The sequence below is a fragment of the Streptomyces sp. NPDC053427 genome, assembly GCF_044544985.1.
Classification (GTDB): domain Bacteria; phylum Actinomycetota; class Actinomycetes; order Streptomycetales; family Streptomycetaceae; genus Streptomyces.
Genome location: NZ_JBITYA010000002.1, coordinates 408,266 through 419,372, shown reverse-complemented (window position 1 = coordinate 419,372; position 11,107 = coordinate 408,266). Strand labels below are relative to the sequence as shown.

Genomic DNA, 11,107 nt, shown 5'->3' with positions numbered 1-11,107 from the left:
TGCCGTCCGAATCCCGCCAGCGCCGGGCGGGCCGAAGCCTCAGGCTGGATACATGATCAAGCACATCCCCCGCTACACGCCCGTCCCCATCCCCCCGGCCGTCCTCAAAGAACTCCAGGACACCGACGACGCCGGCCGTCCGCTCCAGCCCTTCACCGCCCGTGAGGACTGCGTTCCCCTGGACTGCGTCGGCGCTCCGCTGCGCTGCTGTCTGCGGAGCATCGAGCCCGGCGAGCGGGTCGCGCTGGTCGCGTACGCCCCGCTGCGGCGCTGGGCGGCGGCCACCGGGGCCGACCCCGGGGCGTACGAGGAGCTCGGGCCGGTGTTCATCCACGCAGAGGAGTGCGCCGGGCCGGACGCCGCCGCGAGTGGGTACCCGTTCGCGGAGGTGGGCGCGCTGCGCACGGTCCGCAGCTACAACGCCCGGGGGGAGATCGCCGACGGGCGGTTCTTCGAGATCCCGCAGGAAGCGCACAAGAAGTTCGACGCCGTCATCGACGAGGCGTTCGCCGACCCGGAGGTGGCGCTGGTGCACGTCCGCGCGGTCGAGTACGGCTGCTTCCAGTTCGAGGTGCGGCGCCCCTGAGACGGGCCCGGAAAACGGCGGTGCCCGTACGAGGACTCCGTACGGGCACCGTGGCGGGCGGCGGTCAGCCGCAAAGACGGCTCAGCCGCGCAGCTCCGCGGCGACCAGCTCCGCGATCTGGACGGCGTTCAGCGCCGCGCCCTTGCGGAGGTTGTCGTTGGAGACGAACAGCGACAGGCCGTTCTCGGCGGTCTCGTCCGGGCGGATGCGGCCCACGAAGGACGCGTCCTGGCCGGCCGCCTCGAGCGGGGTCGGCACGTCGGAGAGGGTGACGCCGGGGGCGCCGGCCAGCAGCTCCTGGGCGCGGGCGGGGCTCAGCGGACGCGCGAAGCGGGCGTTGACCTGGAGGGAGTGGCCGGTGAAGACGGGGACCCGGACGCAGGTGCCGGACACCTTCAGGTCCGGGATCTCCAGGATCTTGCGGCTCTCGTTGCGGAGCTTCTGCTCCTCGTCGGTCTCGTTCAGACCGTCGTCGACGAGGGAGCCGGCCATCGGCAGCACATTGAAGGCGATCGGGGCGACGTAGGTGTCGGGCTGGGGGAACTCCACCGCGGCGCCGTCGTGCACCAGCTTGGTGGCGTCCTGGTCGATGACCTTGCGGGCCTGCCCGTCCAGCTCCGCCACACCGGCCAGTCCGCTGCCGGACACCGCCTGGTAGGTGGCGACGACCAGCGCGACCAGGCCGGCCTCGTCGTGCAGCGGACGCAGCACCGGCATCGCGGCCATCGTCGTGCAGTTCGGGTTGGCGATGATGCCCTTGGGACGGTCCGTGATCGCCTGCGGGTTCACCTCGGCGACGACGAGCGGGACCTCGGGGTCACGGCGCCAGGCCGAGGAGTTGTCGATCACTACCGGGCCGGCGTCGGCGACCTTCTCCGCGAGCGCCTTGGAGGTGGCGCCACCGGCGGAGAAGAGCACGATGTCCAGGCCCGAGTAGTCGGCGGTGGCCGCGTCCTCGATCGTGATCTCGGTGTCCTGCCAGGGCAGCGTGCGTCCCGCGGACCGGGCCGAAGCGAACAGGCGCAGCTGCTCGACCGGGAAGTTCCGCTCGGCGAGAATGCCCCGCATCACGCCGCCGACCTGTCCGGTGGCTCCGACGATTCCGATCCTCATGGGACTCCTTCTTTCCGACCTGATGGAGATGTCTGCTGGGAACACCTGCTCAGTAGTGCTCCCATCATGTGTGTGACACCCGTCGCCTTGTCCAATCCGTTCCATTCCGTGGAGCACTGTCGAGGGGACCGGACGGGGCACACGGGGCATCCGGAATAAATCGGGATCGGCGGGATGATCCTCCTGATTATCACCTGATTCCCGTCCGGCTTCACTCCGGCTCCCGTCCGGTTCACCTGTGATCCCGGAGTGCGGCACGGGCGGCGGAGCCGGAGCGTCCGGGGCGCGGGCGGCGGGCGCGCGCCTCTCCCGGGGCGCCGGCCGCTACCCCGCCAGATGAACGGCCGGTGACCGCCGCCCGCCCCCGGGGGCAGCGGACGATGGCCGTCCGATTGCGCCGTGATCCCTGTGCGGTGATGGGCAAACGGCGTTGCGGTGCCGTTCACTCGCAGGTCATCCCCGATGCCAACGATCCCAGGTGACAGGGCAGTTGTGCTGCCCGGCCGCCTTCGCGTTCGCACTCGGGGAGTCCGCGCATGTCCCGTATACGGTCCGCCGCCGCCACTCTCGACCGCCGTACCTTCCTGGCCGCCACCGGTGCCCTCGGCGCCGCCACCGGGCTCGGGCTCACCCTCGGCCCGGGCGGCGACCGGCCCGCCGCGGCCGCCACCGTCGCCCCGGGCCCGGCCCCCGCCGCACCCGTCCCGGTCGACGCCCCCGCCGTCCCGCACCTGCCGTACACCCGGGGCACCACCCTCGGCGGCGTCGCCACCCCGCGCGGCACCTCCGGCTACCGCCGCCTCGCCGACGGCCCCGCCTGGGACCGGGTCGTCCGCGCCGAGCTGGCCGGCGCCCACGGCGGGCGCGACAAGCGGCGTACCGCGCTGGCGTCCTTCGTCCAGTTCACCGACCTGCATCTGGTCGACGTCCAGAGCCCGCTGCGCTACGAGTACCTTCGCGCCGAGACCGCGAGCGCCTGGCGGCCGCAGGAGGCGCTCTCCGTCGCCGGGGTGATCTCGCTGATCGAGCGGGTCAACGCGCTGCCGGGCGGTCCCGCCACCGGCGCCCCGCTGTCCTTCGTGATGACCACCGGGGACAACACCGACAACAACTCCAAGCTGGAGCTGGAGTGGTTCCTGACGGCCATGAGCGGCGGCCGGATCACCCCGAACTCCGGGAACCCGCGCCGCTACGAGGGCGTCCAGGACAGCGGGCTGACGCTGTACTGGCAGCCGGACAGCGCCCTGCGCGACGCCGACAAGAAGCTCGGGTTCCCGCGGCTGGAGGGGTTCCTCGACGCCGCGATCCGCACGGTCAACAGCCCGGGCCTGCGCCTTCCCTGGTACTCCACGGTCGGCAACCACGACTCGCTGCCCGGCGGCTGCTATGCACCGGGCGACCCCTTCTGGCGCGAGATAGCCACCGGCGGCCGCAAGCTGGAGACGCTGCCCGCCGCCGAGGCCGCGAAGGTGTGGAAGGCGGTGAAGAACGACCTCGACCCCAAGGGGGAGGACTTCAAGCGGCTGCTGAAGGCGCATGCCAGGAAGGCCCGCCCGGTCACCCCCGACGAGCGGCGCGCCCCCTTCACCCGCGCCGAGTACCTCAAGGCCCACCTCGACCCGGCCCGCACCGGCCCCGGCCCGCACGGCCACGGCTACACCGCCGCCCATCTCGCCGAGGACCGGCTCTACTACACCTTCCCCGTCTCCGACCACGTCCTGGGCATCAGCCTGGACACCACCGACCCCGGCGGGCACTACACCGGCTCGATCGGCGACGGCCAGCTCCGCTGGCTCAAGCGGGTGCTGACGGAGGAGGAGAAGGGCGAGGGCCGCCACGTCCTGGTCTTCAGCCACCACACCGGCAAGACCATGAACAACACCCGTCCCGACCCGGCCCGGCCGCACGAGCAGCGGCACGGCGGTGCGGAGCTGGTCGAGCTGCTGGCCGCCCACCCCGGCGTCGTCGGCTGGATCAACGGCCACAGCCACAAGAACGACATCACCCCGCACGGCAGCTTCTGGGAGATATCCACCGCCTCGCACATCGACTTCCCGCAGCTGGCCCGGGTCATCGAGCTGGTGGACAACCACGACGGCACGCTGTCGCTGTTCACGACCCTGGTCGAGTCGGCGGCCCCGCACCGTACGGACTTCACCGACCTCTCCCAGACGGGGCTGGCGGCCCTCTACCGGGAGCTGTCGTTCAACGCGCCCGAGGCCCGTACGGACCTGGCGGGCACGGCCCGGGACCGCAACGTCGAGCTGCTCCTGAGGCGCTCCTAGCACCGTACGGCGCGGTGGACCGGGGCAGGAGCCGTTGCGGGGTGCGGTGAGAGGCCGGCCGGGAACCCGTCAACGGGGCAGCACCACCACATACGCGCTCGGCTCCCGGTCGACGGCCGCCATCAGGGCCGTGCGCACCACCGTGGCCTGCTGGCCGGGGGCGTCGCGCAGGGCGCGCGGCAGGCAGCGCACCACCGTGATGCCCAGCCGCTCCAGGTGCTCGCGCTTGTGGTCGTACGGAGCGTGCAGCGGGTCCTCGTCGGGGCGCGGGGCGCGGGTGTCGATCTCCAAGGCCACCGAGTGCTCCGGCCAGTACGCGTCCACGCCGCCCAGGTGGGGCCCGCCCGGCAGCCGCAGATCGACGTTCCAGAGCGGGTCGGGCAGGCCGTGGTTGTGCACCATGGCGTACAGCCGCTGCTCGGCCAGCGCCCGGCCCTCGGCCATCAGGGTGTCCACCGCGTCCACCACATGCGGCCGGGTCAGCAGCCGCGCCCGGCCGAGCTCCCGCACCAGGGCGGCCGTTTCACAGTGCCCGCCGCGTACCGCCTCGGTCAGCAGCCGGCGCACCGAGAACGCGTCGGTGAGCTCGGCGACCGCGTCCGCGAGCGCGCGCGGGACCGGCGCGGTCGGGACACCGGTGACGTCCAGCGGCACCGGCATCTCCACCGCCCGGACGATCCGGGCGAAGCCGGTCGAGCGCAGCCGCCGGGTGCGGGCGACCAGCACCTCGATGCGGTCGAGGGCGAGCAGCGGGGGAGCGGTGGTGAACCCGTGCAGGGCGAGCGCCGCCAGCCCGGTGATCATCGCGGCCGGGGCGTCGGGCTGTCCGCCGCCCTGGCGGGGCACGGTCGGCGCCCGGTGGCGGGCGTACAGCAGCACCGCGTGCAGCCGTTCCTCGCTGGTGGGCGGTCCCGGGTGCAGCAGATACACCCCGGGCAGGATCTGCTGCCAGGGGCCGCCGGGCCGGCACCGTTCGGTGGTCTCCGCGGGCAGCACGCCGTGCTCGCGCAGCTGAGGGGCGGTCAGCACCCGGCACCGGGCGTCGGTGAGGTGGCGGAGGGGGAGCGGGGAGAGCGGGGTGTCGTGGTTCATGACCCGGCCATTCCCGCACCCGCTCCGCCCGCTAACCGCTGTTACACGCCCGTACCACAAACCGGACAACCCTGTCCTAAAGTACGGGCGTTCGACTGCCGAGAAGGGCTGGTCGGGGCGGGGGTTACGGCTTCGGGCCGGCCGCCTCGTCACAAGCCTGTGCACGCAGCGCCCGGGCAAGATCGTCCCGCTCCTCGGAGACGATCCGGCGCAGCGCCGGCGCCGCATCCGCGTGCCCGGCCAGCCAGGCGTCCACGGCGTCCAGCGTGGACCGCGCCACCAGCCAGGACGGGAACAGCCCCCGCACCACCGACATCGCGATCTCGATGGACCGCTCCCGCCACACCCGCTCGATCGCCTCGAAGTAGCGCGGCGCGTACGGCGCCAGCAGCTCCCGCTGCCCGAACTGCGCGAACCCGCTGATGGTGGCCTCCACCAGGGCGTTCGACAGGGCGTCGGAGCCGACGACATCGGCCCACGCCCGCGCCTTGACCTCGGCGGACGGCCGGGCGGCCAGGCAGCGGATCTGGTGGCGCTTGCCCGAGGCGGTGTCGTCGCGGGCCAGCTCGGCGTCGATGACGGCCTCGTCCGCGGCGCCGTGCGAGGCCAGCGGCTCCAGGAACGTCCAGCGCAGCTCCTGGTCCACCTCCAGGCCGTCGATCTTCGCCGTGCCGTCCAGCAGGCCGCGCAGCAGCTGGAGATCGGCGGGGCTGGAGGCGATCGACGCGAAGTGCCGGGCCCAAGCCAGCTGATGCCCGCTGCCCGGCCCGGCGAGCCGCAGCTCGCGCAGCGCGCCCTCGGCCAGCTCCCGGGCGGCGATTTCGCGGCGCTCGGGAGCGGAGTAGAGCTCCAGCGCCGCACGGGCCTGGGCGTGCAGCGACTGCAGCACGCCGATCTCGGTCTCCTGGCCCGCGAAGCGCAGCACCAGGTCCAGATAGTCGCGGGCCGGCATCAGGCCGTCGCGGGTCAGGCCCCACAGCGCGGCCCAGCACAGGGCCCGTGCCAGCGGGTCGACGAGGTCGCCGAGCCGGGCCCGCAGGGTGGCCAGCGAGTCCGCGTCGAACCGGATCTTGCAGTACGTCAGATCGTCGTCGTTGACCAGGATCAGCTCGGGACGCTCGGCCCCGGCCAGCTCCGTGACGGCCGTACGGGGCCCGGCGACATCCACCTCGGTGCGGGCGTAGCGCACCAGCGCGCCGTCGTCGTCCCGCCGCCGGTACAGGCCCACCGCGACCCGGTGCGGCCGCAGCTGCGGGTGCGACTCCGGGGCCTCCTGGAAGATGCTCAGCTCCGTGATCCGGCCCTGGGCGTCGTAAGTGGCCTGAGGGGTGAGGGAGTTGACCCCCGCCGTCTCCAGCCACTCCCGGGACCAGGCGGCCATGTCCCGCCCCGAGGTCTCCTCCAGCACCGCCAGCAGATCCGCCAGCCGGGTGTTGCCGTAGGCATGCCGCTTGAAGTAGCGCCGCGCGCCCTCGAGGAACGCCTCCTGCCCCGCATACGCCACCAGCTGCTTGAGCACCGAGGCGCCCTTGGCGTACGTGATGCCGTCGAAGTTCAGCTTGGCGTCCTCCAGGTCACGGATGTCCGCGGTGACCGGATGGGTGGACGGCAGCTGATCGGCGCGATAGGCCCACGACTTGCGCCGGTTGGCGAAGGTGATCCAGCCGTTCTCGAAGCGGGTGGCCTCCACCAGCGAGAACGCCCCCATGAAGTCCGCGAAGGACTCCTTGAGCCACAGGTCGTCCCACCACTGCATGGTCACCAGGTCGCCGAACCACATGTGCGCCATCTCGTGCAGGATGACGTTCGCCCGGCCCTCGTATGCCGCCTCGGTCACCTTCCCCCGGAAAATGAATTCCTCCCGGAAGGTCACGCACCCCGGGTTCTCCATCGCGCCGAGGTTGTACTCCGGCACGAAGGCCTGGTCGTACTTCCCGAACGGGTACGGGTAGTCGAAGTGGTCGTGGAAGAAGTCCAGGCCCTGCTTGGTGACGGTGAAGACGTCGTCCGCGTCGAAATGCCGCGCCAGTCCCTTGCGGCACAGCGCGCCCAGCGGGATCTCCAGCTCGCTGCCGTCCTCGAAGGTGCGGCGGTAGCTGTCGGCGACGTAGTGGTACGGGCCGGCGATCACGGCCGTGATGTACGTCGAGATCGGCCGGGTCGTCGCGAACCGGTGGCGGCCTTCCCGGGGCTCGCCCTCCTCGGCGCCGTTGCTGAGCACCACCCATCCCTCGGGGGCGGTCACCTCGAAGCTGAACGGGGCTTTCAGGTCCGGCTGTTCGAAGTTCGCGAAGACCCGGCGGGCGTCGGCCGGCTCGTACTGCGTATAGAGGTAGACCTCGCCGTCCTCGGGGTCGACGAACCGGTGCAGCCCCTCGCCGGTGCGGCTGTAGGCGCACTGCGCATCGACGACCAGGGTGTTCTCGGCGGCCAGGTCCTCGAGCGCGATCCGGGTGCCGTCGAAGACCGCGGCCGGGTCCAGTTCGCGGCCGTTGAGGGTGACGGAGGTGACGGAGGGGGCGATCAGATCCGCGAACGTCGCCGCGCCGGGCTCGGCGCAGCGGAAGCGGAGGGTCGTCCGGGAGCGGAAGGTGGCGGCGGCCTCGCCGCGCTGCACCGCTGAGCGGACATCCAGCGCCACGTCGTACCCGTCGACACTCAGCAGCTGGCCCCGTGTGCGGGCCTCGTCCCGGGACAGATTTTCACCTGGCACGACGTGACTCCCTCGTCCTCGTCTCGAATATCGAACACTGGGAATCATGGCACGGTGCGGGGTTGTTGAACCGTGCGCAAGTCCCCGGAACACCGCCGCACAGCTTCGCAAGAGGAGATCCCGTGTCCCAGACCGAGAAGACGCCCGCAGACTTCTGGTTCGACCCGCTGTGCCCGTGGGCGTGGATGACCTCCCGCTGGATGCTGGAGGTGGAGAAGGTGCGCCCGGTCGAGGTGCGCTGGCATGTGATGAGCCTGGCCGTTCTCAACGAGAACAGGCTGGACGAGCTGCCCGAGGAGTACGCGGAGAACATGCGCCCCGGCGGCAAGGCCTGGGGGCCGGTCCGGGTGGTGATCGCCGCACAGCAGCTGCACGGCGACGAGGTCGTCGGCAAGCTCTACACCGCGCTCGGCACCCGCTTCCACAACGCGGGCGAGGGGATCACCCGCGAGTCCCTCGCGGCCGCCCTCGAGGACGCCGGCCTGCCCGCCGACCTGATCGAGTACGCCGACAAGGACACCTACGACGCGCAGCTGCGCGCCTCCCACAAAGCGGGCATCGACCTCGTCGGCCAGGAGGTCGGCACCCCTGTCATCGCCGTCCCCGGCTCCGACGGCGACCAGATCGCCTTCTTCGGCCCGGTCGTCACCCCCGCCCCCAAGGGCGAGGAGGCCGCCAAGCTCTGGGACGGCACGCTGATGGTGGCGTCCATCCCCGGCTTCTACGAGATCAAGCGGACCCGGACGCAGGGGCCGATCTTCGACTGAGGCAGGCCACACGAAGCCCCCGCGAGTCCTGTCCTCGCGGGGGCTTCGCTCATTCCGCCTGCCGGGTGAAGGTTGAGAAGACGATCACGAGGCAGGACGACCGGTGGCCGCTAGGCCGTCACGGCGCCAGCAGCAGGTTGTTCGCGCGCTGCTTCGCGGACGCGTACCGCTTGGCCACGTCCTGCCAGTTGACGACCTGCCACATCGCCTCGATGAAGTCGACCTTCTGGTTCTTGTACTGGAGGTAGAAGGCGTGCTCCCAGGCGTCGAAGACCAGGATCGGCACCGAGCCCTGGCCGACGTTGCCCTGGTGGTCGTAGATCTGCTCCACGATCAGCCGCCCGGTCACCGGCTCGTAGGCGAGCACGCCCCAGCCGGAACCCTGGGTGGTGGCCGCGGCCTTGGTCAGCTGCGCCTTGAACCCGGCGTACGAGCCGAAGCTCTCCGCGAGGGCATCGGCCAGCTCGCCCACGCCGTCCTTCTCGTCCGGCTCGCCGCCGCCGTCGCCGGTCATGTTGTGCCAGTAGATGCTGTGCAGGATGTGCCCGGAGAGATGGAACGCGAGGTTCTTCTCCAGGCCGTTGATGTTGCCCCAGGCTTCCTTGTCGCGCGCCTCGGCAAGCTGCTCGAGCGTGTCGTTGGCGCCCTTCACATACGCCGCGTGGTGCTTGTCGTGGTGCAGCTCGATGATCTCGGGGCTGATGACCGGGGCCAGCGCCGCGTAGTCGTAGGGGAGTTCCGGAAGTGTGTAGGTCGCCATGCCGATCCCGCCTCCAAGCTGCGTTAATGCAGTAGTTGCAAGTGATGTGCAACAGCACGCTAGCAGCAGGAGTGATCACGGGCCGGGTGCGGGGACCGGCCTGGTCCCAAAGACGGAGGCGGGGCGGGACCTCCGTAGGAGATCCCGCCCCGCCTCACAGGGGTGTCCGCCGGCGCGCTACTTCGCGCTCCTGGCGGCCGTCCGCTGCCGCACCAGCCCGATCACGGCCAGCACCACACCGAAGCCGCCGGTGAACAGCAGCTGGATGCGCTGGTTCTCGTCCCGCAGCATCAGCAGCAGTACGCCGACGATGCCCACCAGCGCCACGATCGTCAGGGCCGGGAAGGCCCACATCTTCACCACGAGCTTCTCCGGCGCCTCGCGCTCCAGCTGGCGCCGCATCCGCAGCTGCGCCACCGCGATGAAGGCCCACACCACCAGGACGGCCGCGCCGACCATGTTCAGCAGCCACTTGAAGAGCGTGTCGGGCCACAGGAAGCTGAAGAGGACCGCGAGGAACCCGAAGGCGGAGCACATCAGCACGGCGCGGCGCGGCACGCCGCCGCTGACCTTGCCGAGGAAGGCCGGGCCCTGACCGCGGGAGATGAGCGAGTACGCCATCCGGGAGGAGCCGTAGAGGTTGGCGTTCACCGCGGAGAGCAGCGCGACCAGGATGACGACGTTCATGATCTGGCCGGCCGCCGGGATCTCGAGGTAGTCCAGGACGGCGACGTAGGGACCGCTCTTGGCGATCGAAGGGGCGCTCCAGGGGATGACCGTGACGATGATGGCCATCGAGCCGACGTAGAAGAGGGCGATCCGCCACATCGCGGTGCGCACCGCGCTGGCGACCCCGCGCACCGGGTCCTTGGACTCGGCCGCCGCGATGGTCACCGTCTCCAGCCCGCCGTACGCGAACACCGAGGCCAGCAGGCCGACCATCAGGCCGTCCGCGCCATGCGGCAGGAACCCGCCGTCACCGGTCAGATGCGCGGTGCCCGGCGCCTCGGTTCCCGGCAGCACGCCGAAGATGGCGAGCAGACCCAGGATCAGGAAGACGGCGATCGCGACGACCTTCAGCGCGGCGAACCAGAACTCGAACTCACCGAAGTTGCTGACCGCCGCCAGGTTCGTGGCGGTGAAGATCGCCATGAACAGCAGCACCCACATCCACGGCTCGGTGGCCGGGAACCACTGGACCATGATGCCCGCGGCGCCCAGCGCCTCGGCGGCCACCGCCACACACAGCAGCGCGGTGAACATCCAGCCCGCCGTGAAGCCGGCCCACGGGCCTATGGAGCGCCCGGCGTGCACGGAGAAGGAGCCGGAGGCCGGATTGGCCGCGGCCATCTCGCCGAGCATCCGCATGATCAGCATGACCAGCGCGCCGGAGACCGCATAGGCCAGCACGATCGAGGGGCCCGCGGCGGCGATGCCCTCGCGGGAGCCGACGAACAGGCCGGCGCCGATCACGCCGCCCAGGGCGATCATCGAAAGGTGGCGCTGCTTGAGGCCGTTGGACAGCGAGGGGCCGCCGTCCTGGCCGGCGCCCTGGACCGCGTCGGTCTGCTCGCGCAGCGGCGTGGCGGACGAGGGTGTCCGATTCATGTCGTACCTGTCCCAGTATGTGAGAGCGAAGCGGGGCGATACTGCGTTCTCCCGGGGCCGCCGACGGCTCAACTCCAGGGGTCCTGCGGTGAAACGCGCTCAGTTTGAGTGCCGGTGTCCGCTCAGGGCAACAGTCGCGCAGCGAATGTTCGCTATTCAGACGAGATCGTGACCGACCGTGGT

8 protein-coding genes are annotated in these 11,107 nt (G+C 71.2%); 3 read left to right on the top strand and 5 right to left on the bottom strand.

The genetic code is table 11. The features are described 5' to 3' along the window. The first annotated feature begins 52 nt into the window (after positions 1 to 52). Entirely contained in the window at positions 53 to 586 is a 534-nt protein-coding gene (locus tag ACIGWZ_RS06600; protein WP_400061477.1) for a DUF1203 domain-containing protein, read from the top strand. An 81-nt stretch (positions 587 to 667) separates the two neighbouring features. Here ACIGWZ_RS06600 and ACIGWZ_RS06595 read toward each other — a convergent pair whose 3' ends face one another. After that, positions 668 to 1,699, bottom strand: coding sequence for an aspartate-semialdehyde dehydrogenase (locus ACIGWZ_RS06595; RefSeq protein WP_400061475.1), 1,032 nt, complete (start codon positions 1,697 to 1,699; stop codon positions 668 to 670). A 536-nt stretch (positions 1,700 to 2,235) separates the two neighbouring features. On the opposite strand from ACIGWZ_RS06595, the gene ACIGWZ_RS06590 reads away from it, so the two are divergent. After that, positions 2,236 to 3,984 (top strand): TIGR03767 family metallophosphoesterase, encoded by a 1,749-nt coding sequence (locus tag ACIGWZ_RS06590; RefSeq protein ID WP_400061473.1) that lies wholly within the window; start codon positions 2,236 to 2,238, stop codon positions 3,982 to 3,984. 69 nt (positions 3,985 to 4,053) lie between these two features. On the opposite strand, the gene ACIGWZ_RS06585 is transcribed toward ACIGWZ_RS06590, so the two are convergent. Both ACIGWZ_RS06585 and pepN read right to left on the bottom strand, forming a co-directional pair. Then, on the bottom strand, positions 4,054 to 5,076 hold the full coding sequence (locus ACIGWZ_RS06585; RefSeq protein WP_400061471.1) for a hypothetical protein: 1,023 nt from the start codon (positions 5,074 to 5,076) through the stop codon (positions 4,054 to 4,056). A 124-nt stretch (positions 5,077 to 5,200) separates the two neighbouring features. Continuing rightward, positions 5,201 to 7,789, bottom strand: coding sequence for an aminopeptidase N (gene pepN / locus ACIGWZ_RS06580; RefSeq protein WP_400061469.1), 2,589 nt, complete (start codon positions 7,787 to 7,789; stop codon positions 5,201 to 5,203). Between the two features lie 122 nt (positions 7,790 to 7,911). On the opposite strand from pepN, the gene ACIGWZ_RS06575 reads away from it, so the two are divergent. After that, the gene (locus ACIGWZ_RS06575; protein WP_400061468.1) at positions 7,912 to 8,556 is read left to right on the top strand and encodes a DsbA family protein; all 645 of its coding nucleotides are present in this window, start codon (positions 7,912 to 7,914) and stop codon (positions 8,554 to 8,556) included. 118 nt (positions 8,557 to 8,674) lie between these two features. Here the strand turns inward: ACIGWZ_RS06575 and ACIGWZ_RS06570 are convergent, their stop codons facing one another. Both ACIGWZ_RS06570 and ACIGWZ_RS06565 read right to left on the bottom strand, forming a co-directional pair. Then, the gene (locus ACIGWZ_RS06570) at positions 8,675 to 9,316 is read right to left on the bottom strand and encodes a superoxide dismutase (protein WP_400061466.1); all 642 of its coding nucleotides are present in this window, start codon (positions 9,314 to 9,316) and stop codon (positions 8,675 to 8,677) included. Positions 9,317 to 9,493: 177 nt separating this feature from the next. After that, a complete protein-coding gene (locus tag ACIGWZ_RS06565; RefSeq protein ID WP_400061465.1) occupies positions 9,494 to 10,924 on the bottom strand; it encodes an amino acid permease in 1,431 nt (476 codons plus the stop codon). Between the last annotated feature and the right edge of the window lie 183 nt (positions 10,925 to 11,107).